Genomic DNA, 23,327 nt, shown 5'->3' with positions numbered 1-23,327 from the left:
AACTATGGAAGAACGTTTGCGCATACTACTTTGCGAAGACGACGAGAACCTCGGCATGCTGCTCCGCGAGTATCTGCAGGCCAAAGGCTTCAACGCCGATCTCTTCGCCGACGGGGAAAGCGGCTACAAAGCATTCCTCAAAGGTAAATATGACCTTTGCGTCCTTGACGTGATGATGCCCAAGAAAGACGGTTTCGCACTCGCTCAGGAAATACGTACCGTAAACTCTGAAGTCCCCATCATCTTCCTGACCGCAAAATCAATCAAGGAAGATATCCTCGAAGGCTTCAAGATCGGAGCCGACGACTATATCACCAAACCGTTCTCGATGGAAGAGCTCGTCTTCCGCATCGAAGCCATCCTGCGCCGCGTCAAAGGCAAGAAGGGCAAGGAGATCACAATGTACAAGATCGGCAAATTCACTTTCGACACCCAGAAACAGGTGCTGCTGATCGACGACAAAGTGACCAAGCTCACCACCAAAGAGTCGGAACTCCTCAGCCTCCTCTGCGCACATGTCAACGAAATCCTTGAACGCAACTTCGCACTCAAGACCATCTGGATCGATGACAACTATTTCAACGCCCGCTCTATGGACGTCTACATCACCAAGCTGCGCAAGCACCTCAAAGACGATCCCTCGATCGAGATCATCAACATCCACGGCAAAGGCTACAAGCTCATCGCCCCGGAACTCGAAACCTCAAACTGATCCGATTCTCGTCCGAAAAACGGATTCGATACCACTGATATCACCGGACCGATGCCAGCAGTCTATGACGGCGCCGGTCCGGTGAATTTTCAACCTCCCGGACCATGACAACGATGAAAAAATGCACAATATTTTCAACGCTGCTACTGCTGACTCTTGCAATTTTCAGCGCAGGCAGCCACGCACAGACATCTGAGAAATGGAAGCCAGACTTGCTTGGCAACGGTTATGAGATGCGCCATGTAGACCAGGGATCAGACTACACCGGCCCCGTGATCTCAACCATCATACGCAAAGTCTGTCACAGAGACTCGGCCGCGACGGCTTCTGACGTGCGCCGCGGAGTGCTGTATGTCCACGGCTTCAACGACTACTTCTTTCAGCAGGAAATGGGTAACCGTTTTGTCGGCCACGGCTACGACTTCTATGCCGTGGACCTGCGCCGCTACGGACGCTCGCTGACCGCCGGACAGAAACCGTTTGACGTACGCGACATGGCCAGCTATTTCCCCGACATAGACTCCGCACTCGTCGAAATGCAGCACAACGGCATCAGCGAAGTCATACTCATGGGCCATTCCACCGGAGGCCTGACCACCGCCTATTTCGAAAGCCGCCGCCACCCTGAAATCATCAAAGCGCTCATCCTGAACAGCCCCTTCCTCGACTGGAACCAGGGATGGAAAGAACGGCTCATCCCTGCCGTCGGGATGCTCGGCAGACTGTTTCCCGACTTCCCCATCTCACAGGGCACGTCAACAGCCTATGCCGAAAGCCTCCTCAAAGAACATCACGGAGAATGGACCTACAACACCGACTGGAAACTGATTCAGTCGCCTCCCGTCACCGCCGGATGGGTACGCGCCATCACGGAAGCACAACATGCGCTCCGCGACGGACATGCCGACATCCGCATCCCAATCCTCCTGCTCTACTCCTCGGAAAGCGTCAGCGGTTCGGAATGGATACCGGCCCACAACCGCGCCGACGGAGTGCTTGACGTCAGCGACATCAAGAAATTCGGGCGCGAACTTGGACCGGACGTCACATGTGTCAAAGTCATCGGAGGGCTGCATGACCTCGTGCTGTCGGCACCGCAAATACGCGAGCCACTATATCGCTATATTTTCAACTGGCTCGACCGCACACTTCCGCCCGCCTCCCCGCTTCCTGACTCACAGAATCAGCCAGACCAAAACAGTTAATTAAGATTAAATACAATCTCCGGTCTTGCATTTTACCGCAAAACAACATAAATTTGCAAATTAGAGTATCAGAAGACATGGATTTTCAATCTGGAATTCTGATCACACATACAACCACGAAACGGGGCTGACCGGTTTTGACAGCGTGTAGAAGTGGTGTGTAAGCATGCAGAGCAATGATGGCTACGCTCTTTAATCAGGGACATCAAAATTTCAAATGGCGAAAACAACTACGCTCTCGCTGCCTAATCGAAGCACAGTAGATTAGCTTTATTTCGGCAACAGTTGCCGAAACGAGACATCACCCGATTGTCCTTTTTCCGAGACGGATCGACCCGGTGGTGCAGATAAATCGGAAATATGGCGATGAAAGCCTCGCGACTCGCCGAGACACTTAGAGGATAAGGCTGAGATTGGTCGTTTCTTGCCTGTTTCAACTCGAAAACCAAGAAGAAACTAAGCATGTAGAAAGCTCATTAGTTCCACGTTTGGACGAGGGTTCAAGTCCCTCCAGCTCCACTATGTACTACCGAACTAATTCGGACTTAACGAGACAAACCTCGGACTATCAAGTAGTTCCGGGGTTTTCTTTTATCTAATCCTTTCGATTCAGGACCGAAAAAAGACGCAAAAAGGACATCCCCGGACAGAGTTTAGGCACTAACCAGGCACTAAGATTTCAAAAATCTTTTTAGTGCCTAAATAGTGCCTAAAACGCATCTAATAATCTTAATGCCATATACTTACAAAGACATAACTCGGAAGAAAGTCGGAAAACAGGCGACATTTTAACCCATTGGATTGTGGGTGTTAAAACGGGTGTCCGACACTATTTCCGATATTCCGATTTAATTCTTTTGAAAGTATGGAATTATATAGTGTCTTGAAAATGTCCTCAATGTTAAAATCAACCTAAGTCGCTGATTTGTCGCTTATTGTTCTCAAAAGTGTCCAATCCATCTTAATGTTTCACTCGTTATCATTGCATCCACCGCCTAAAAAACGGAAATGATGACACTAAATCCAACGTAAGATGAAAAAGAGCACTTTCAAAGTTTTGTTCTTGATTCGTCGAAACCAAGTGAATAAGGATGGCAAATGTGCCATAATAATAAAAATCACTGTGGACGGGGAATATGAACGACTAAATGGAAAACCCAGGCTCAGATGACCCCTTAGACCAGGTTGAATTGACCCCTTAAGCCAAAATATCACTGACCCTTTTGCCCAATATAAAAATGACCCCTGTCGACGTAATGTCAGCAGGGGATTTTATATGTATCTTTGAATTCCGTTTTGGCCGAAGGGGGATATAATTCAAAGAAAACATGAACACAAGATAAAAGAATATTCTCCTATGTCACGCATCAGGGATGGGCATAAAATGCATCAGTAGTGCCTTTGACATATCCCGGAACACGGTGCGCCGCTATGTGAGAATGTATCAGGACAGCGGTATACCCGCTGAGAAGCTGCCGTCGCTGAGTGATGCGCGGCTACAGGAACTATTTGCCATACCAGGGGCGAGGGAACGTAAACCGTCGGAGCGGCAGGTCAGGCTTGAAGCCCTATTGCCCGATTATGCGGCGCGACTTTCTCGAAAGGGCATGACGGTCAAGAAGTTGTATGAAGAGTATCATACCGGCCATCCCGATGGCTATCTGAAGGCATCTTTCGGGATGAAACTCAGGCAGTTCATGCTGCAGACCAATGCCATCGGGCATGTGGAGCACCGCGCCGGAGACCAGATGTATATCGATTTTGCCGGAGACAGATTGGAAATAGTCGATGAGGCAACAGCCGGGATACGAAAGGTCGAGGTGTTTGTGGCGATACTTCCATGTAGCCACTACACATATTGCGAGGCAGTGTGGACGCAGAAGAAGGAAGATCTGATAAAGGCCTGCGAAAACGCCATCCGTTTCTACGGCGGCGCACCATGTGCGATTGTGCCTGACAACCTGAAATCTGCAGTCACGCGCAGTGGCCGCGACGAGCCGGTCATAAATCCTGACTTCGAATCCTTTGCCGAGCATTACGGCTGCGCCGTGGTGCCTGCCCGTGTGCGGCATCCAAAGGACAAGGCCCTGGTGGAAAATGCAGTAAAACTGATGTATCGGTCCGTGTACGTAGACCTTGAAGGTCAGATTTTTCATAATCTGGAGTCGCTTAACGAAGCAATCCTCAGGTCTCTGGAGAAGTTCAACGCGCGTAATCTGACGCGTCGAAAGGAATCACGCCGTCAGCTCTTTGAGGCTGTGGAGCGGGACAATCTCCGGCCATTGCCTGCGAACCGCTATCAGATGAAACAGCGGGCTGTCGCGACAGTACAGCGTAACAGCTACGTAACTCTGCACAAGCATCACTATAGTGTGCCTGTGCAATATGTAGGCAAACGTGTGGAACTGGTCTACGACACTGACACGATCGACATCTTTCATGGCTTTACCCATGTGGCGACGCATCACCGCAACGATACTCCGTATGAATATACAACGAAACCGTCACACAATCTGCCCGGACGCAAGGGGAGCTGCGAGAGCGACATTGCGGAACTGCTTTCACGCGCGGCACAGATCGACAACATCGTATTGCACTATCTGCGGGCTGTCATCGAGGACAGGCGTTATCCGGAACTTGCCTTCAGAGTCTGCCGTGGCATCATGAAACTTGAGAAAAAGTATGGACAGGAACGGCTTGTGTCAGGATGCGCCGCGGCAATGGACGCACGCCTTTACAGTGTCAGCGACATGGTGGACATACTTGAGTCCGGAGCCGATGCGGATTATTTGCCGGGGGCTGATGCCGACGGCAATGACCGTCAGACACCATCCCACCGGAACATACGCGGTAAAGAATATTTTGCCGCGAGCATAAAACTATCAGCCAACAACAACGAACAACATGGAAACGAACAATAAAACCACGCCAATAACAGCGGAGAAAGACCGCAACTCCATCTCTCTGGATCTGATGCACCGTATGCGCTTACACGGCATGTCGGCAGCGTTTTCCGAAAGTCTTCAGGCCACATTCGCCGAGACAATGACACCTGACAGCTTTCTGAACTGGCTGTTATCCACAGAATGGGACTACAGGGCCGCACGCAATATTGAGCGCCTGGTGAAAAACGCAAACTTCAGATACGACGACGCGTCGGTGGCGCAGATTGACTATAACCTTCCGCGTGGCCTGGATCGTAATCAGATGGAGCGTCTCGCATCGCTGGACTTTATCCGTAAAGGTGAAAACCTGTTCATCACAGGCTGTTCTGGTACGGGCAAAAGCTATCTGGCAACAGCACTGGGATACGAGGCATGCAAGGCCGGTATGCGCGTACTGTACGCGAACGCATCCAAACTGATGGGGACCCTGAAAATCGCCAAAAACAAAGGAACAATCGAAACGGAGCTCAAGAAACTCGAAAAAACGCAGCTTCTGATCCTCGACGATCTCTTCCTGGTGCCTCTCGACGCCAAGGAACGCGCACACCTTACGGAAATCATCGAAGACCGCCATGGTCGCAAATCAATCATCGTGACATCACAGCTCCCCGAACTGGACTGGTACGAAGCAATCGGTGACTCCACAGTGGCAGATGCAATACTCGATCGCATTGTCCACACTGCTCATCGAATCACGCTTACCGGCGAAAGCGTCCGTAAGCTTAAAGCTATAAAAAGCCGATAAGACAAAATAAAATTGACCCCGTCGGCCAGAACGTTTTCAGGGGTCAATTCAAAATATTTTCAGGGGTCAATTCAACCTTGGTCTAAGGGGTCATCCGAGCCTGGGTTTTCCATCTGTCTGATATTGACTAAAAGTGAGTTTGAAGTAAGTGGCTACTTTGGAAGTAACCTCTTGCATGGCAATATTTTGATATATAACTTTGCGCTATCCAAAGGGTAGTAGTTATCCTTTGCAAAGTTAACACAAACATAATAAACCCACAAATTATGACTGAAATCAGTATCAGCATTCCAGCATCGGCTCAACCTTCAGGCAAGGCTGTGTTCGTGATGCTTGGAACAGGCTTCGATGAAATCGAGGCTCTGGCACCCGTCGATGTCATGCGACGTGCCGGGATGGAGGTATTCACCGTCTCTATGACAGAGAACAGACTTGTAAAAGGAGCCACAGGCAACCTTATCGTTGCAGACATGAGTGTTTCCGATTTGTCCCCCGACCGGATAGACTGGCTCATATTCCCCGGTGCAGACAAATCGGAGGATGCGGTAAACCTTGACGAAAAGCTGAGCGAACTTGTGAAAGCCCATTGGGAGAAAGGAGGCAACATCGCCGCTATCTGCGCCGCTCCGGCTCTGGTGCTTGGTCCGCTCGGTATCATCAACAGAGTAAATGCTACGGGTTATCCGTTTCTCAAAGAGGACTTTGAAAAGAACGGAGGAATATACTCCGATGAGTCGGTAGTAATAGGTGATCACCTCATAACATCGAAGGGCCCCGGAACAACTCTTGAGTTTGCACTTGCCATTGTTCGCAAGACAAAGGGTGCGGATACGGAGAAGGCACTCCGAGAAGGTATGGTGATAGCCAATTGCGAATGCGATGATAATTGTACCTGCGGATGCAATAGCTAAAGCCTCAATGCCGCCTTTTGGCGGCCGAAATTTTTGGCAAAATGAAGGTGACGGAGGTCTTTGCTCCGCCACCTTCATCGTTGATATGGCATTGGCTATGCTCTTTTTGATTCGTCATTGTTATCTTAAGCGGAAACTCGTCGACTTTCAGTTCTTTCTGCAATCATCTCCTTGTTGTCGTTGATGATACCGGCTATCTGCTCTGTATATTCGCAGACTCCGTTGGCAAATGCCCTGCATTGGATGATTGAGAAGTCTTTGAGCGAGATTTCTACTGTGGCGATTGTTCTGCCTCCCATTGTGGCGGTGAACACAAGCGTATCTTCTTTGAGGTAGTAGCCGGATGCACCTACACAGATGTGTTGCTTTGTACCTTCATCGTAGTATTCGGCAACGCTGTCAAGTGTGTGGAGTCTGATTGTGCCGTCAGTCATAGACAAACCTATGTATCTTCCTTTCAGTTCCTCAAACTTGACTTGGTCAGCTTCCGCTTTCTTGCGGTTGGCTTCCTTTTGCTCCTTTACCCTCTGGCGGTTGACCTTTTCCACATATTCATCATGGGCGGTTTTGAGGTCTTGGGGTGCTATCATCGAGGGGGAATTTAGGTCTTTGCCCATACGCTCCAACATCTTGATGTAGTCAAACCACATTCTAACGTCCTTGAACTCGTATCCGTTGCGCTTGGCTATCTTGATGGTGTTCCAATACTTGTCAATATCAGACTTATAGGCTGGTCTTGCGCAAAGGTATCGGAGCAACTCAATGTCGTTGGCTTTCATCAGAGTCTCGGCTTTTGGGTTGGTCAGTAACTCTTGGAACAAAGTCACGGGGTGGATATGGTGGCAACTTCCCTTGAACCCATTACGTTTGATTGTGTCAGTTACCTTGATGCGAGGGTAAACCCATTCATCGGATATACGTTGGAAGGCTTCGTTATCACGCCTTATCTCCAATGGAGAACCGAAGGAGAAATAGTCTATATAATGACCGAGGGTGCGCTGAAGTCCTACAACAGTAGTCTTGCCCTTCGGGTCAATCCAATAACTGCCGATTTCAAGATAGGCGGGGTTAGCCTTCATTCCCTTGCGCATTTCCACTATCATAAGGAACATTCTCACTACCTGATAGTCTTCCATAGTGGTGATTACATTGAAATAGGACTTGTCACGGATAACACGTTCTTTGGTGTCCTTGATTTCTATGCGAGTGCTACATTCGGGGCATAGGCACATGCCGTTTCTTGTCTCCATCCACTCGTGACCGCATTTCATATAGGTACACATTCCGGATTTCAACCGATAGCCGTAATGGTTGATTGTTGAGTTGAGTGCCCAATTCATTTGGGACGTGGTGAGCGGGCGAAGACGCCCGTTCAGTTCCACTATATGTTTTTCTTTGAGATTGCGGGGTTTCATCTTACTGGGATTTTAGAGGTCGAAAAGACTGGGTTGAACATTGATTTCCTCTCCGGCTTTGGGAGTGGTGGCGGTCGCTTTGGGTTGAGCCTTTGGTGCCGACTGCCGTCTGATTTCTCGGAGTTGTTCCTTTCGGTATTGCTCCATAGCCTGCTCCTTGAGTTCGGCTTTGTCTTCCTCGGTAAGTTGGTCTTTGGAGATTACCACCTTGCAGTTGATGGGTTTGCCGATTTCCTCTGCGCTGACATCGCCGTCAAAGTAATGACAGGCAAGCGAATACACCTCATCGTTGGTCAGAACCGACACGCCTTGACGCTTGACTTCGTTGAGTATATACTGACAGCACTCGGCTACGGATTTAGACGGCGAGGCATAGCGGATAGCGAAAAGGGTGTCGCTCGCTGCACGGCTGTCAAGATACTGACGGATAGCCTCGATAAAATTCTCAGATGATTTCATAGTCGTATATTTTAGAAAGTTAATATCCAATAGATTATCAGTATTGCGGTTATAAGGGATATTACCCAGCTCGCTCCTCGGATTACAGGTCTGACTATCGCCCACACCAGAGTTCCGATTATTGCTCCGATGATGATTGCCACCACCTTTGCAACCCTTTTTATTTGGTTGAACCTGAGGCTTTGAGCTTCGTTTTGACCTTTTATGTGGCTGTTTGTTTTCATCGTTGCGACTTTTTTTTATTTGTATATCACCATCGGTTTTCGCTTGCTTGACACCTACCAGGCGTGTGGTGAACAGAGGGGATGTTCGCCCTTTGTCGGAAAAATACAAGCCGCAGGTCTGGAGATTTTTCCGTCAAAAAGCATCAGAATATCCCCGGCACCGCACGTTTCCCACTGGCAAGCAAGTAAAAATCGTTGTTGATTAGACAATAACAGGAGCCACGACTCCGGCACGGTGAAAACATACAGCTACATAATCTCTCGGAAATCTTATTGAAAGTAATTTCTCAATAATAATCCTAATAGAAATGGAAATGAGCGACACGACCAGCATAGTCTGTGAAGGACGGCCGACGAAAGAAGACTGTTCTCCGCAGTCTATGCCGAGTGTCGCAGTGTCAAAGCGGCAAAGGAGGGAGCGGTCGTAAAATCCTTATACAGCAACGGCGATAAGAACACGGATGAACGGCAGAGAGTCTCAGAGGTAAAAGCAGCGTCCTCGATGCTTACCTCAGAGGCGTTGCCGGTTATCGGTGTTCCGCCGGTGCCAATAGGCGCGATGCGGTCAATGGGTGTCAGTGGCTCGTCCACCGTCACCTTTTGACGGCATCACGCCACCAACCCTGAAGACCGCTCCCTCTCTTGCCGCGCCCCACATTAAATAATGTTGATTTAGAAAAAATTCATTTTAGTGCTTAGTTTGCAATGAAAAACCGCACCTAATGGGAACTAAAATAAATCATATACGCCAACAGATTCCCTCCGACGGTATAATGCTGGTCTTGTGACTTGAAAAATGTTCGGTCTTTGCGTGTAAAAACCGAACAAAATCTGTCTACAATATCGACTGTCTGGCGCCAGATAGAACCTGTGAATCAGAATACTTCGCACCACGCACCGGATTGTTCCGATGGTCACCTGCATCTTGGTCGCCACTTGAGATTTCGGTTCAATCGCGAATGATATTTCCGCCGTTGTCCATGGGCGTATGCGGTAGGAAGGTGTCAATGGCTCGTCCACCGTCACCTTACGACGGCATCACGCCGCAGACACGGCAGTCCGCCCAACCTAAACGGTCCGCTTGATATCTATTGCACCATTACCATGAAATATCTCTCCACTAAAAAATGTTCGGTTTTATGCGCAGAAAACCGAACATTTTTATTACCTTTACAGTTGAAATCTAAAACGATAGAGCATGACAGTAGCTCAACAGATAGAGAATAGGGTCAATCTAATTGGCGATGGGACTGTTTTCTCCATCGAAGACCTCGGACTTCCTGCCGAATGGTGGGAAAACATCCGGGTCAAATTGTCGCGCATGGTCGGCAAAGGGCTGATTCAGAAACTTTCAAAAGGCCGGTTCTACAAACCTAAAAAGTCTGTTTTTGGAACGTTGAAGCCGAATTTGCAAGAGATTGTCAAAGACCTCATTTATGATAAAGACGGCAGACCTATTGGTTATCTGACCGGATATTCCATCTGGAATGATATGGCGTTGACTACACAGGTGGCGAGTGTGATAATGTTAGGCACAAATAAGAGGCATAATGCCACAAAAAGAGGCATATACTCGATTCGCTTCGTGTATCAGCCCAATGCGATTACCAAAGACAATATCTATCTTTTACAGATTCTTGACACGATTAGGTTTATAAAGAAAATTCCGGATACCGAGATTGTCCGTTCCATAACGGCGCTGAAATCATCTATCGGACAATTGCAGGAGAATGAAATTAAGAGAATCATCAGATTATCGGATAAATACCAACCCCGTGTAAAAGCCATTCTCGGAGCAATTCTTGATGATTTGGGATATGGCAGTCACACCATGGTTCTTCGTACCGCGCTTAATCCCGGAACGAAATATAAAATAGGGCTGGGAAATGCCACTGAATTACTCAACAAAGAAAAATGGAATATTGAATGAAACTTCATGAAAACAAGCGGTCATTTCGAGAGGCAATAGAATTGACAGCGCAAGACCTTGAAATATATCCCGAATTTGTCGAGAAGGATTACTGGATATGCCGAATATTGCAGAATCTGTCGAGAAATCCTGCGGCGGAAAAGACGGTTTGGAAAGGCGGGACTTCGCTTTCAAAAGCATACGGCTTGATTGCACGGTTTTCATCAGATGTCGACTTCGCCATATTGGGCGAAGGCCTGAGCCAGAACCAACAGAAAAAGCTCGTGGCAAGGATAGGACATGAATCCACCGCAGGCATGGAGGAAGTTGAGAAGCCTGATACGGTCAAGAACAATCGCTTCCGTAAGACATATCATCTTTACAGGTCAGTTTTAGATGGCATCAATAGAGGGATGTCCAATGTAATGAGCAATCAGGTGATTGTAGAAATCAACACCTACGGTAATCCATATCCATACGAGAGAAGGGAAATCAAACCTTTTATAACCGAAATGATGGAGCGCCGAGGTCTGAACGATATGATTGCCGACCTTGACATGATGCCATTCGAGTTGAATGTGCTTGACAAACGGCGTACTCTCTGTGAAAAAGTGGTATCACTTTTGAGATTCTCCCTTGAAGAAGACCCTACCGCAGGCCTAATCTCTAAGATACGACATTTCTACGATCTGCATTTTCTCCTCGGTGATGAAGAATGTAGCGATTACGTTGCAGGAGATTTGAAACAGAATCTCGTGGAACTTATCGAACATGACAAGAGAGAATTTGACCGTCCTCCGAAATGGCGCGACGCTCCCATCCTGTCTTCGCCTCTCATTGCTGACTTTGATTCGACATGGAGCAAGATTGCCTCCGTATATCAATCTGAACTGTCGGTTTTGTCATACCGGACAATCCCCGGACCAGATGAAATTGCAGATTCGATGAAAGGACTCATCAAAGTTGTCATCGACGCCGTTCGATAAAGGCCGTGATGAATGTCATCCTGACAGGCTTAAAAATCTCTAAATCGAACCCTTGGACTTGCGAAGACGCCTGGATTTTAGTATATTTGCATTCGCAATCCAGCCTTGCGGCCACGGCGAGAGAGCCGTCGGAAAAATGAATAAAATGATTCGTTACATACTCGTTACACAAGAAAAATGAGCGAATGTAACTGATTGAAATAACTGCATTTGGAGTGAAAGGTTCAAGTTCCTCCAGCTCCACTATGTACTACCGAACTAATTCGGACTTAACGAGACAAACCTCGGACTATCAAGTAGTTCCGGGGTTTCTTTTATCTAATCCTTTCGATTCAGGACCGAAAAAAGACGCAAAAAGGACATCCCCGGACAGAGTTTAGGCACTAACCAGGCACTAAGATTTCAACAATCTTTTTAGTGCCTAAATAGTGCCTCTTTTGATTATTTTCAGGCTCAAGCCGAAAGCACGGTGCATATGTTAAATTGGGCAATTAGAAGTGTTAAATTTTTAGGCGTAGAGTTTGACTAATCGGAAGATGAAGAAGTCGCGGTCCCGGACACCACGCATTTGTGAGCGAAATATTTTGACTTTAGAGTTGAATGCCTCGGCAGAGGCATTGGTCGCACGACGACGGAAATAGTTCAGGATTGTTGGGGCGTGGTTCTTGAATGTTTTGATTACCGAGCGGAAGTTGTTGTTACCCAATGCCATTACCTTTTCATACCACTTGTTCATCCTCCCCATGGCTTTTGTCGGTGAGATTTTAGCGTTGAAAATCTTGCGCAGCTCCATCGCAAGGCTGTATGCAGCCTTCAATATTGGATAGTATTTGAACAGTATGTTGACACGATGGCGCTGTATGTCAGTCCATTTGTTCTGCGACATCATCAGAGTGTGTTTGCTGCGAGCCAGTATCTGGCGCATGGTCTCTCCGTTGGAGTACGTTACCGGCGGTTCGGACTTGTTGCGGTTGTTTTCCTCTGCGATGAGCTGTCGGCGAATGTCAATGCGGATTTCGTCAACGGCCTCATTATAGACCTGTTGGACATGAAAACGGTCGTTGACTACATGGGCGTTATAGAACACTTCTGCGGCTATGAGCATCATTGATGGCGAGAGATCGCAGGTCACTTCCTTGACCCTGCGTCTGATTGATTTCTCCATAGCTCCGATGAGTATGGATATAATTTCGTCACTCTTTGTTCCGGGAATGGCTGCCGCAAGTGTTCCCTTGCCTCCGTGGCCGTCCTTGTTGGTCAGGAACGTCCATACCTCCCCGTTGCTCAGACACGTCTCATCAAGACTCATGTAAGGGCCGATATTATCGGCGTTGAAATAGAACCCACAGCCAAGCTCCTGTTCGCACCAGTCGGCGTAACCGCTTATCTTATTGCGGTACAAGTCGGCAAAATGTTTGCCGTTGACGCAGTACATCTGCGCTATCTGTTTAATCGACAGGGCTGTCGTCTCCACCTTCGTCTTTTAAAAAAGCCACGAACTCGGCGCTGAGTCGTGTTCCTTCCTCGTTGGGAAGTTCGAGATTGTAGCTGAAGATTTCGTTGGTCTGCCTGTCCCACCACTTGTTCTTGCGCATGTGAAGAAATACAGGCCGTCCACGCATCGGATAGTCCTGTATTGTTACATAATCCGTATAGCCTCGCGCTACGATATTTGGATTACGATAGTCTTCATCAGACAGTTTCTTCTTTTCGTCAAGCCATATGTCATAGGACTGTTCCGTGCGCTCGAAGCGCACCATTTCAAATAGTTCGTCCATGCCCTCGGGCAGGCACATCCATATTGCATCTGCGGTTTTCATGCCACAAATTTAACACTTTTCTCAAAATTCATGCACCGTGCTTTCGGCTTGACCCTATTTTCATAGAACTCACGTTAATATTAAAAAATATTATTACTGTCCGCTAAACTTTTTTTGAGCGATTGAAAAATTAGGGCTGACACCTATTGCAGGAGTCAGCCCTAAATGGTTATTTTGGTGTCGCCAAACAATCCATGAATAACCATGAGTAAAAGTAGTAATTTCTTCGGACAGCCGATATATGGACAGCTGATAAAATCACTCAATCGTGAAAAAATTGTTGAATTCAGCCGAAAACACGGCGGAGAGAAGTATGTAAAGAGCTTTGACGGCTATACGCATCTGCTTACGATGCTCTATGCCGTGATCCAGCGCTTCGACTCATTGCGTGAGATAGAGACATCTATGACAGCGGAGGTTCGCAAACTGCACCATGTCGGAATTGATACTGTACCAAAGCGCAGCACCCTGTCGGATGCAAATGCCCGACGGTCAGAGAAGTTCTTTGAGGATGTCTATCGCGACCTGTATGCAGCCAACAAAGACATTCTTTCATCGGACAGCAGACGCAACGGCACGGAAGAGTGGATAAAGCAGCTTAGGATTATCGATTCCACTACAATCACATTGTTCTCCAACGCTATTTTCAAGGGCGTTGGTCGACACCCCAAGACGGGAAAGAAGAAAGGCGGCATAAAGGTACACTCTGTCATACACGCCAACGAGGGGGTTCCCTGCGATGTGCAGTTCACTTCGGCGGCCACCAATGACTCTTTCATGCTTGCTCCGAGCCATTACAGCCACAACGAGATAGTCGCTCTTGACCGCGCCTATATCAATTATGCCAAATTTGAGGAACTGACGGACCGTGGCGTTGTATATGTCACCAAAATGAAGAAAAACCTCAGTTATGAGGTACTTGTAGACTGTATGCATCAGAATCCGCAGGGACTGATGGAATACCGTGAACAGGTCGTGGTGTTCCGTAAAGACGGTATAAACCACATCGCCAGAATAATTACATACGTTGACATCAAGAAGAACGGGAAGCCAAAACTCATATCGCTTCTGACCAACGACTTCGACATGCCGCCAGAGACAATCGTGGCGATATACCGCCGCCGATGGCAGATAGAGTCTCTTTTCAAGCAGATCAAACAGAACTTCCCCTTGAGATACTTCTATGGCGAGAGCGCCAACGCCATCAAAATCCAGATATGGGTTACACTCATCGCAAATCTGCTGCTGTCAGTACTTCAAAGCAAACTCGAAAGACGTTGGAGCTTCTCAGGGCTTGCTACAATCGTCAGAATTGTGCTGATGTATTACCTGAATCTCGAAAAGTTCCTCAATCAGCCCGATGCAGACCTGAAAATCATGCTCGCCGAAGCATCGGAATCGCCTCCCGAAGTTCCTGAAAACTGCTGAGGGGGCTTGTCAAATACAAAAAGTAAGCCCAACTTCTGCCGTTCAGGAAGTTGGACTCGCCTTTTTATGGTTTAGCGGACAGTAATAAAAAAATATAGGCCTGCCATCACTGCAAGCCTATATCATACCTATTCAAATCTTCTTTACCTTAGGAAATATTTTACTTGTTGGGGGTTGTCCACTTATATGTATGGTTGCAAGCGATGTCCATTACGCTGGTGCCGGCTTGCATACGGAACTTTCCCTTCTCCAGGACCCACTTGCCGTCGTAGTCCACGAAGGCGAGGTCGCTGGCCTTGATGGGCAGGGTTACTGTTTTGGTCTCACCGGGTTTGAGTTCTACTTTTTCAAACGCGCGCAGTCGGCGATTGTCAGGAGTCAGAGATGCTACTATATCTCGGCTGAAAAGCATAACGACTTCCTTACCGGTGCAATTACCTGTATTGGTGACGTCGATTGTGAAAATGAGATTATCGTTGACACCGAATTCAGAATGTGAGCAGCGGAGATTGTCATATTTGAAAGTCGTGTAACTGAGACCATAGCCAAAAGGCCACTGCACCGATACCACCGCATCGTAGTCATAAGCACCTTCCATCTTATCCATTTCCTCGCTCACTCGATAATCGTAGGTGGTGAGTTCTGCCTGATGGCGTGGATAGGTGTAGGGCATTTTGCCACTCGGGTTGGTGTCGCCGGCAAGAATGTTGGCAAGTGCGTCACCACCGAAGTTACCGGGAAGCAGAATGTTGACTATCGCATCTGCCAATGGCTCAATATCACTGATGATACGCGGACGACCACCGTTGAGAATCAATACAACCGGTTTGCCTGTCGCAGCAAGAGCTTTGACGAGATTGCGCTGGTTTTCAGAGACAGCGAGGTCCGACAAGTTTCCCGGTGTCTCACAATAGGAGTTTTCACCGATACAGGCGACTATGACATCAACACCCGACGCAGCTGCCACAGCTTTTTCAATTTCCGGCTCATTTTCCTCGTGATAGGCACCTTCGGCAGGATAAGTGACACCCTGTTCAAGAACTATATTCTTCTTGCCAAACTTATTGACCAATGCCTTGTAGATGGTGTTGTATTTCGAGGCGAAACGGTCAGTCAGATGTCCCTGCCATGAATAGCTCCAGCCGCCATTGAGACAGCGCATCGAGTTGGCATTAGGACCTGTCAGCAGAATCTTTGTACCTTTCTTCAACGGAAGAATGCCGCCGTTGTTTTTGAGCAGTATCTCCGATTCTTCCGCGGCCTGAAGAGCGACTTGCTCGTGACGGTCGCAGGCGAAGTCGGCATAGTCTTTGGGATATGTATTGGGAGTGTCAAACAGTCCGAGACGATATTTCAAGCGCAGGACACGACGTGCTGCGTCGTCAATACGCTCCTGAGATACGCGACCTTCATTTACGAGTTCTTTAAGCAGAGTGCAGAAATTGAGGTCGTATGGCTCCATTGACATATCGATTCCGGCATTGATAGCCATTTCAATAGCCTCCTTTTTGTCGTGAGCCACATATTCGCGGGTATAGAGGTTGTTGATGTCTGCCCAGTCAGTCACAATCATTCCGTCCCAGTTAAGGTCCTCCTTGAGCCACTTTGTGAGCAGCTCGTTATTGGCGTGAACAGGGCGACCGTTGATTGAGCCGCTATTGACCATTACAGTCAATGCCCCTGCCTCGATGCAGGCACGATAAGGCTCAAAAAACTTCTCACGGAGATCAGACGGAGAAATATATGCCGGGGTGCGGTCTTTGCCTGTTCGCGGAGCGCCGTAGCCGAGATAATGCTTTACCGAGGTGGCTATATTATGTCGGCCTATCTTATTCGGGTTGTCGCCCTGAAAGCCCTTGACCTGCTGAGCGCCCATGATGGCGTTGACCAGCGGATCCTCTCCGTAGTTTTCCCATACACGGCTCCAGCGAGGGTCGCGGGTAAGGTCGACAGTGGGCGAGTATGTCCACGGGCAGTTGGCGGCGCGAGTCTCGTATGCCGTAATTTCAGCAGCTCTGCGAGCCAACGTCGGGTTAAACGACGCACCTACGTTGATGTTCTGAGGGAAAAGCACTCCACCGAGAGTATAGGTTGTACCATGATTCTGGTCAAGACCATAGATACAAGGTATGCCGATTTCTTTCATTGACACTTCCTGTATCTGACCAATCAACTTTTCCCATTTTGCAGGAGTCTGTGCTGTCGGTCCGCCGGGGGCGTTCAACACAGAGCCGACCTTATACACGGCAATAGCCTCGTGAAGCTTCTGAGGGTCGAGGAAGAACTCACCGTCTTTCCAGTCGCCAAGCACATCAATGGAAAGCTCGGTCATCTGGCCGATTTTCTCGTCAAGGCTCATTTTAGACAATGTGCGTTCCACTGCCGCCTCAAGATCAGGGTCAGAGGGAATCGCCGCTCCGGCAGCCTGTAAAGAACAGGCTGCTGAAGTGACGGTTAAAAATGTCATTAGATGTTTCAACATATCAGCGAAGTGTTACGAGATCTACATAGTAACCATGACCGACGCAGATGAATCCGGACTGCTCCTGAATCATGTCAAGAGCCTCTTTTGTCAGCGTGATTTCTGCGACACCGTCAGTTGAGAATTCAATCGTTCCTGTGCCGGGAAGGTCGTTCCACCATACGGTAGTTGTGCGAAGCTGATGGTATTCGGCGGTAGGTTCTATCGAATAATGAATTGACATTACAGCACCCGGTTTGATACCCGCAAAAACATCCATGCCGATAAGGTTGAAGGTCTTGTTGGGGCTGTCATCGGGAAGATCCCACGAAACATAGTGGTGTCCTGACCACAAGGTCTGCTGAGATGACAGAACCACTGTTGTGGCGGTCTCAACCTGACCGTTCTTGTAGAACTGAACTTCGGCACCATCATTCATAACGCCCGACATCGGATACTCTCCATCTTCGAGAGCCGGGGCAGAGAAGCTGATTGCAGTTGAAGTTTTTTCGGTAAAATCAGAAATCTTGGTTCCTCCGATTTCAAGAGAAGCCACTCTGTCGAGATTGATACCTGTAAGCGTTGTTGTAGCGCCAGAAGTAATACGGTCTGTACCTGAAGTAATGAGAGCGGAAGAGCTCACAGTCACTTTATTTGCGCCGTAGTTCATACCCTCGGCATCAATGAGTTCCAGTCTGCAAGTACCATTGACGACATTTGCTGGAACGGTATAGGTGAGTACATCATTGCCGTCTTCGGTAGAATAGACAACAGGAATCGGTTCAGAATCACCGAGAGTGATTGATTTCACCGAGCTGAGATTGCGGCCATAAAGTACCGCGTTCTGTCCGGGAGCGACAATGCGTTCAAATGAGACTTCCGAAGCCCAGGGATCACTATCCAGCGGATTGACATTGATGATGCCTTCGCGTGAAGTTGATTTACCCTGAGTGGTTGTGACAACAACCTTCATCTCGTATGTACCTGCGGGGAGAGGCATATCAATAGCCTTTCCGGTTGCAGTCTGCTCTCCGTCGATATACCATGTCACATCAACATAGTCGGCCGGTGTCACGGTAAGTTCCATGGCGAAATTTGCATCGCGGCTGATGTTGGCTACTACGGGCAGCTGACCATTATTTCGGTCAGGGAAAGTCGGTGCCAGAATATGGGGCTCGTCATCCGGACCTGCTACAGAGAACGGATCGTCGCTGCTGCATGATGCAAGCATGACGCTTACCGGCAGCAAAGTCAAAATTGTCTTATATATGAAATTCATTGTAGTTTCTTTTTATGTTATTAGTCAACGTCCCACCACATGGGTATGTACCAGCTATTGCTTCCGCCCATACGGTCCAAAGCTTCATCATAGCCGGTCTTATTATACGATGATTCAAGAACCGGATAGCAAAGGCGAACGGGGATTTCCTGTCCTCCGGTGAGGAACTGGCCGAAACCGTATTCAGCCGGAGATTTAAGTCGGGGATAACCTGAACGGCGCACGTTTGCCCATGCCTCGGAGGGATTGGTGAAGTGCAGAATCCATGCCTGAGTATTAATTGCTGCCTTACGCTGCTCGTTGGTGTAACCGATACCGTTGTTGGCAATGAAAGTAGAGAATTCCTCATCAGTAATCTTACGGCAGCCGTAGTTGTCAGTAAGGAAGTCCATTGACGCACGTACACCAGTTTTGTAGTAGCCGTCAGCACTGCCGGCGACTGCCCAGCCTTCTTTAAGGGCGGCCTCAGCCATAAGGAAGTTTACCTCGGCGTAGGTCATAACGACGCCCGGATTATCACTCTTAAGGAAGTTGTTGGCAAGCTTGGGCTCGGTTTCGCGCGTCATACTTACTTCGACTGAAGGATTGTTCTCAGCAATCTCTTTCATGATATCGCTGTCATAGCCTGCCGGCCACGGTTCCCATGAGTAAGCACCCGGATCTCTCGGATTCATCGGAATACCTTTTGAAAGAATTTCCTCAGTAAGGTCAATGCGGTTATCGGGGCTTGTAAGGCTCATCAGACCGTCATAGTAGAATCGGGCAAAGATAAATGTGCGAGGGTCGCCGCTGTTATACATCTGGTTGAAAAATGTAGAACATAGATAGCTCGGGTTGTTTGCCGGGTCATTACCGAACAGTAGTTTGGAAAGGGCATTGCCACGATAGTCGGAATATGTATCCTGACCAAAGCTGAACGATACTTCCATATACTTAATGAGAGCGTCATCAGAAGCACTTGTAAAGACGCCGCCGTCAGCCATCAGTGCCTCTTCAAATTCCTGTTTAGCCTTGTCAGGGTCGACATCGGATATACGCATGGCAAATCGGAGGCGCAGACTGTTGGCAAGTTTTTTCCACTTGTTGACATCTCCGTTGTAGATTACATCGCCTGTAATCTTATCGCCTGACAATGACAGAGCGCCGCAGGCATCGGTGAGTTCATTGAAGAAAGCTGCGTAGATTTCTTCCTGAGTGTCGTATCGAGGGTTGAATTTCTCGGCAATATACCCAAGACCTGCTTCGCTGAAAGGCGCATCGCCATACACATCGGTAATAAGGGACATCATATAGACGCGATAGATGCGCAGAGCGGCATTTACGTTTGTCAGACCTTCTTTCTCACTGTTATGAATGCCGTCAGTAAGGTTCTTTATTGCGTTGGGATATAGCGAAGTCCAGATGCGGCACATTTCGTTATTGTCGATTGTGTGGCGGCCGCCATAGTTGGTCGTGTTCCAGCAACCCATCAGCATCTGAGAGAAAGCATAATGGTAGTTGCGGTAGATTTCCACCATACCCAGATCGCCGTAAGTCTGGAGCTGGGCTGTGGTCAGCTGGGCATTGGGGTCAATGCCGTCGGCTTTTGAAGGGTCTGTGTTCAGATCCTCCATGTAGCTGTCGCTACATGAACCTGCAATGAGCGCAAGAGCCGCTAAAACAGGAGTGAATATCTTATGTAGTTTCATTGGTAATCTTACGTTTAGAATTTAACATACAGGTTGAAACCATAGCTCTTGCGTGAAGGCAGCGAACCATATTCAAGTCCCATACCGGTTGTGTTGTTGTAGTTAGAATCAGGATCGATGTCGGGAATGTTCTTCCATACGATGAACGGGTTTCGTGTCACAAATGAAATAGACATATCCTGCACTACCTTACCGAGCCATTTCTTCGGGAATTGATAGGTAAGTGTAATTTCACGACACTTTATGTAAGAGTTGTCATAGATGAACATCGAAGGGGCATTGCGGCAAACACTCATCCAATAGTCTTCGGGGTTGACCTTTATGTCATTGGGACGATAAGTGCCGTCGCCGTTGTCAATCACACCGGGTGCGACAAAACCTCCGGTTGGAGTCCATGTCGAGGCACCTTTTGCAATACCTGCTGCCTGACGCTCTTCTTCCGACTTATACCATTCTTCTCGTCCGGCCAGTGTTGCAAGGCTTTTGCCTGATTCGTGAGCAGCACGTGCCGACATAGAATACAGATCAGCTCCAACCTTTACATCAAAAAGTGCGGTAAGCCCGAAATTCTTGTAATGGAATGTTGTGCTCAGACCACCTGTCCAGTCCCAAGATGCATTTCCAAGAACGTGATTGCTCTTGTCGTACATCGGCAAACCGGTTGCTGGGTCAATAAGAATATCTCCGTTTTCGTTTCTCTGGAAATCGGGGCCTACGATAGAACCGAAGTTCTCACCAACCTTTGCAGCGACCTGGACATCAAGCCATGAAGCCTTTTCAAGTTCAAACATATCCATGCCGTCTACAAGCTTACGCACTTTATTGTTGTTCTTAGAGAAGTTGATACCCAAATCCCAAGAGAAATCGCCTATGATAATGGGACGTGTGTTAAGTGCGATTTCGATACCTTGGTTTTGGATTTCACCGGCATTGATAAGACGATAGGGGTATCCTGTGGCCCAGCTACTTGCCATGCCCATAATCTGGTCTTTACTTATCTGATTGTAATATGTGAAGTCAAGACCGATACGGTTGTTGAGGAACTTTGTTTCAAAACCCACTTCAAATGAGTTGGTCCGGGTAGGTTTGAGGTTCTTATTGGGGATAGTGGTATTGTCAATAAAGCCGATGGTGTAACCGGGATATGTGAATTTTGATTTTGTATATACCAGTCCTAACTGATAGGGATCTGTATCACTACCAACCTGTGCGAATGACAGGCGAACTTTACCGTATGGCAGAATGTCACCACGCTTGATCAGTTCAGAGAACACAAAGCTACCCGACACCGAGGGGTAAATATAGGTGTTATTTCCAGTCGGCAGAGTCGACGATTTATCACCACGGATAGTAGCGTCAAGATATAACAGGTTTTTCCATCCGAGATTGACAGCCGCGAACAGCGAGTTAATCTGCTTGCGGTAGCTGTTTTCCTGAAGGCTTGTTTCGTTGAAGCTCATAAGGGCAACCACATCCCTAATCTGCATTTCTTGGGCTGTGGTTATATTTGTACGGTTATCGACCTTATAGATGTTTCCACCGGCAGTTCCTGTGAAGTCAAAGTCACCCCAGCGGTTGTTATAGGTCGCTATGAGTTCAAAGTTATACATCTGGTTTTTGAACTGGCTCTGCTGTAAGTAACCTGACTCATAGCCAGGAGTTGTCGGAGCCTTGAAATCATTGAAATTAAACCAGTTGAGTTCAGCTCCCGCTGTTCCTTTGATTTTGAGGTGTGATGTTACATTATAAATAGCAGATGCGTGTAAACGAAACAGGTCCTTCTTTGAATCATTGGAATTCTTGTAGACGTCCCAATAGGGGTTTACATTATAGGGGTCCATACCGTTCCAGTTGGAATACTCTCCGTTAGCATCCTGATATGTGCGCAACCAACGCTGGTCGTAGGTGGTTGCAAGGGTCATTAGGTTCTTGCCGACGTTAGACTTACTGTCGCCAAGAGCAGGACGATTCTTTACATTTTCGTGGGTATAGTTTACGGTAAAGTCGAGGTCAACCTTCCCCATAGATGTATTGGCACGCAGATTGAAAATGTCACGGCTCATGTGAGTCTTGGGGACAATATCCTTGTTGCGCATATCGGTCAGTGTGAAACGAATGCCTGTATTGCCTGAATTGGATGAGACTGTAACCGTGTTGTTTGCGGTAAGACCGGTTCTGAAGAATCCGGAGGTATTGTCAGGTATTATAAGATATGGACGCTCCACGCCGTCAAAGTAGCGAAGGACGTTGCTTCCGTCTGCTTTCGGTCCCCAGCTCTTATTGGTATTTGAAACTGCGTCGATACTGTATGTGCCGTTGCTGCCCATACCATAGATCTGCTGTACGTTATCCCATTTAGAGAGCTGTTTGTCAAATGTCAGTGTTCCATTATACTCTATCGAATATTTTTCTTTACCGGCTTTCTTGGTGATGATGAGAATTACACCGTGGCTGGCACGGCTACCGTAGAGAGCGGAAGCGGCCGGACCTTTAAGTACCGACATACTTTCTATATCATCTGGATTGATGCTTGAGATGCCGTCACCAAGGTCGTATCCGCCTGATGTTCCTGCGCTGCCGAAGTTTGTATTGTCAAGAGGTACACCATCGACAACATATAATGGCTGGTTATTACCGGTCATTTCAGTACTACCACGCAGAATTACGCGGGTTGATCCGGAAGGACCACCTGCGGTCTGGCTTACAACGAGACCGGCCACACGACCTGCCATAGAGTTGATGACGTTAGTTTCTTTGGCTTTTTCAAAGGCATCACCTTTTACTTCGTCAAGACCGTAACCGAGTGCCTTTCGGTCGCGCTTGATTCCAAGAGCAGTGACCACCACTTCGCTGAGCATTTGCGAACTCTGCTCCAGCGTGATTTTCATTGGCGCCTCTGTAGCCTTGACCTCAACAGGGTCACTGCCGACATAGCTGATTTTAAGTGTTGCATTCGGTGATACCATCAGCGTAAAGTTACCGTCAAGGTCGGTAACTGTTCCATTGCTGGTTCCTTTCTCAATTACTGAGGCACCGATAACTGGGCCTTCAGCATCTTCAACGACACCAGTCACCTTTATCTTCTGAGATGGCGTTGCCGCAGCTGCGCTGGGTTCTGCATACGACTGAAGCGGCATAGC

Annotated in this window: 18 protein-coding genes and 1 other RNA gene; 9 read left to right on the top strand and 10 right to left on the bottom strand. The window is 48.0% G+C overall.

Annotation, left to right across the window (positions count from 1 at the left end; translation table 11 throughout):
- Positions 1-4: 4 nt before the first annotated feature.
- The 6 genes from FDZ78_RS10095 to FDZ78_RS10070 all read left to right on the top strand — a co-directional run bounded on the left by FDZ78_RS10095 (position 5) and on the right by FDZ78_RS10070 (position 6,518).
- Positions 5-712 carry a response regulator transcription factor gene (locus FDZ78_RS10095; protein WP_123400548.1) on the top strand — a complete coding sequence of 236 codons (708 nt, stop codon included), beginning with the start codon at positions 5-7 and terminating at the stop codon, positions 710-712.
- Positions 713-825: 113 nt separating this feature from the next.
- A complete protein-coding gene (locus FDZ78_RS10090; RefSeq protein WP_160631020.1) occupies positions 826-1,917 on the top strand; it encodes an alpha/beta hydrolase in 1,092 nt (363 codons plus the stop codon).
- 123 nt (positions 1,918-2,040) lie between these two features.
- Positions 2,041-2,439, top strand: a transfer-messenger RNA (tmRNA) gene (gene ssrA, locus FDZ78_RS10085).
- Positions 2,440-3,266: 827 nt separating this feature from the next.
- Complete coding sequence (istA, locus tag FDZ78_RS10080) at positions 3,267-4,838, top strand: IS21 family transposase (RefSeq protein WP_255575988.1); 1,572 nt, start codon at positions 3,267-3,269, stop codon at positions 4,836-4,838.
- A complete protein-coding gene (gene istB / locus FDZ78_RS10075; protein WP_136408497.1) occupies positions 4,822-5,607 on the top strand; it encodes an IS21-like element helper ATPase IstB in 786 nt (261 codons plus the stop codon). Before istA ends, istB begins: the two co-directional genes overlap by 17 nt.
- Positions 5,608-5,873: 266 nt before the next feature.
- Entirely contained in the window at positions 5,874-6,518 is a 645-nt protein-coding gene (locus tag FDZ78_RS10070; RefSeq protein WP_124076437.1) for a DJ-1 family glyoxalase III, read from the top strand.
- A gap of 125 nt (positions 6,519-6,643) precedes the next feature.
- On the opposite strand, the gene FDZ78_RS10065 is transcribed toward FDZ78_RS10070, so the two are convergent.
- From FDZ78_RS10065 to FDZ78_RS10050, 4 genes are all read right to left on the bottom strand, one after another.
- Positions 6,644-7,933, bottom strand: coding sequence for a PcfJ domain-containing protein (locus FDZ78_RS10065; protein WP_124076435.1), 1,290 nt, complete (start codon positions 7,931-7,933; stop codon positions 6,644-6,646).
- A 12-nt stretch (positions 7,934-7,945) separates the two neighbouring features.
- Complete coding sequence (locus FDZ78_RS10060) at positions 7,946-8,392, bottom strand: PcfK-like family protein (protein WP_124076434.1); 447 nt, start codon at positions 8,390-8,392, stop codon at positions 7,946-7,948.
- 11 nt (positions 8,393-8,403) lie between these two features.
- Positions 8,404-8,616, bottom strand: a complete 213-nt coding sequence (locus FDZ78_RS10055; RefSeq protein ID WP_124076431.1) for a hypothetical protein — start codon at positions 8,614-8,616, stop codon at positions 8,404-8,406.
- A 378-nt stretch (positions 8,617-8,994) separates the two neighbouring features.
- Positions 8,995-9,207: a hypothetical protein gene (locus FDZ78_RS10050; protein ID WP_124076429.1), complete on the bottom strand. Its 213-nt coding sequence runs from the start codon at positions 9,205-9,207 to the stop codon at positions 8,995-8,997.
- Positions 9,208-9,814: 607 nt separating this feature from the next.
- Between FDZ78_RS10050 and FDZ78_RS10045 the strand changes: the two genes are divergently transcribed.
- Both FDZ78_RS10045 and FDZ78_RS10040 read left to right on the top strand, forming a co-directional pair.
- Positions 9,815-10,546: a DUF6088 family protein gene (locus FDZ78_RS10045; protein WP_124076427.1), complete on the top strand. Its 732-nt coding sequence runs from the start codon at positions 9,815-9,817 to the stop codon at positions 10,544-10,546.
- Complete coding sequence (locus FDZ78_RS10040; protein ID WP_124076424.1) at positions 10,543-11,511, top strand: nucleotidyl transferase AbiEii/AbiGii toxin family protein; 969 nt, start codon at positions 10,543-10,545, stop codon at positions 11,509-11,511. The genes FDZ78_RS10045 and FDZ78_RS10040 overlap by 4 nt, the downstream gene beginning before the upstream one ends.
- A 508-nt stretch (positions 11,512-12,019) precedes the next feature.
- Here the strand turns inward: FDZ78_RS10040 and FDZ78_RS10035 are convergent.
- Both FDZ78_RS10035 and FDZ78_RS10030 read right to left on the bottom strand, forming a co-directional pair.
- Complete coding sequence (locus FDZ78_RS10035; RefSeq protein ID WP_240740261.1) at positions 12,020-12,985, bottom strand: transposase; 966 nt, start codon at positions 12,983-12,985, stop codon at positions 12,020-12,022.
- Positions 12,960-13,331 (bottom strand): transposase family protein, encoded by a 372-nt coding sequence (locus FDZ78_RS10030; protein WP_107037111.1) that lies wholly within the window; start codon positions 13,329-13,331, stop codon positions 12,960-12,962. Before FDZ78_RS10030 ends, FDZ78_RS10035 begins: the two co-directional genes overlap by 26 nt.
- A 204-nt stretch (positions 13,332-13,535) precedes the next feature.
- Here FDZ78_RS10030 and FDZ78_RS10025 point away from each other — a divergent pair, with 204 nt between their 5' ends.
- On the top strand, positions 13,536-14,759 hold the full coding sequence (locus FDZ78_RS10025) for an IS4 family transposase (RefSeq protein ID WP_068960910.1): 1,224 nt from the start codon (positions 13,536-13,538) through the stop codon (positions 14,757-14,759).
- Between the two features lie 160 nt (positions 14,760-14,919).
- On the opposite strand, the gene FDZ78_RS10020 is transcribed toward FDZ78_RS10025, so the two are convergent.
- From FDZ78_RS10020 to FDZ78_RS10005, 4 genes are read right to left on the bottom strand one after another with little or no spacing between them, the layout of a single operon-like run.
- Entirely contained in the window at positions 14,920-17,241 is a 2,322-nt protein-coding gene (locus FDZ78_RS10020) for a glycoside hydrolase family 3 N-terminal domain-containing protein (protein ID WP_240743513.1), read from the bottom strand.
- A gap of 1 nt (position 17,242) precedes the next feature.
- Entirely contained in the window at positions 17,243-18,499 is a 1,257-nt protein-coding gene (locus FDZ78_RS10015; protein WP_123400445.1) for a hypothetical protein, read from the bottom strand.
- A gap of 20 nt (positions 18,500-18,519) precedes the next feature.
- Positions 18,520-20,187: a SusD/RagB family nutrient-binding outer membrane lipoprotein gene (locus tag FDZ78_RS10010; RefSeq protein ID WP_136408496.1), complete on the bottom strand. Its 1,668-nt coding sequence runs from the start codon at positions 20,185-20,187 to the stop codon at positions 18,520-18,522.
- A gap of 14 nt (positions 20,188-20,201) precedes the next feature.
- Positions 20,202-23,324: a SusC/RagA family TonB-linked outer membrane protein gene (locus FDZ78_RS10005; RefSeq protein ID WP_240740395.1), complete on the bottom strand. Its 3,123-nt coding sequence runs from the start codon at positions 23,322-23,324 to the stop codon at positions 20,202-20,204.
- Between the last annotated feature and the right edge of the window lie 3 nt (positions 23,325-23,327).

It is taken from the genome of Duncaniella sp. B8 (assembly GCF_005304985.1).
Classification (GTDB): Bacteria; Bacteroidota; Bacteroidia; order Bacteroidales; family Muribaculaceae; genus Duncaniella; species Duncaniella muris.
The sequence above is the reverse complement of the archived record's forward strand: the minus strand, read 5'-3'. Positions and strand labels throughout refer to the sequence as shown.

Coding starts and splice junctions, on each gene's coding strand:
- FDZ78_RS10055 (WP_124076431.1), bottom strand. CDS start 8,616: ATGAAAACAAACAGCCACATAAAAGGTCAAAACGAAGCTCAAAGCCTC.
- FDZ78_RS10045 (WP_124076427.1), top strand. CDS start 9,815: ATGACAGTAGCTCAACAGATAGAGAATAGGGTCAATCTAATTGGCGAT.
- istB (WP_136408497.1), top strand. CDS start 4,822: ATGGAAACGAACAATAAAACCACGCCAATAACAGCGGAGAAAGACCGC.
- FDZ78_RS10015 (WP_123400445.1), bottom strand. CDS start 18,499: ATGAATTTCATATATAAGACAATTTTGACTTTGCTGCCGGTAAGCGTC.
- FDZ78_RS10070 (WP_124076437.1), top strand. CDS start 5,874: ATGACTGAAATCAGTATCAGCATTCCAGCATCGGCTCAACCTTCAGGC.
- FDZ78_RS10025 (WP_068960910.1), top strand. CDS start 13,536: ATGAGTAAAAGTAGTAATTTCTTCGGACAGCCGATATATGGACAGCTG.
- FDZ78_RS10040 (WP_124076424.1), top strand. CDS start 10,543: ATGAAACTTCATGAAAACAAGCGGTCATTTCGAGAGGCAATAGAATTG.
- FDZ78_RS10065 (WP_124076435.1), bottom strand. CDS start 7,933: ATGAAACCCCGCAATCTCAAAGAAAAACATATAGTGGAACTGAACGGG.
- FDZ78_RS10010 (WP_136408496.1), bottom strand. CDS start 20,187: ATGAAACTACATAAGATATTCACTCCTGTTTTAGCGGCTCTTGCGCTC.
- FDZ78_RS10005 (WP_240740395.1), bottom strand. CDS start 23,324: ATGCCGCTTCAGTCGTATGCAGAACCCAGCGCAGCTGCGGCAACGCCA.
- FDZ78_RS10030 (WP_107037111.1), bottom strand. CDS start 13,331: ATGAAAACCGCAGATGCAATATGGATGTGCCTGCCCGAGGGCATGGAC.
- FDZ78_RS10095 (WP_123400548.1), top strand. CDS start 5: ATGGAAGAACGTTTGCGCATACTACTTTGCGAAGACGACGAGAACCTC.
- FDZ78_RS10020 (WP_240743513.1), bottom strand. CDS start 17,241: ATGTTGAAACATCTAATGACATTTTTAACCGTCACTTCAGCAGCCTGT.
- FDZ78_RS10090 (WP_160631020.1), top strand. CDS start 826: ATGAAAAAATGCACAATATTTTCAACGCTGCTACTGCTGACTCTTGCA.
- FDZ78_RS10060 (WP_124076434.1), bottom strand. CDS start 8,392: ATGAAATCATCTGAGAATTTTATCGAGGCTATCCGTCAGTATCTTGAC.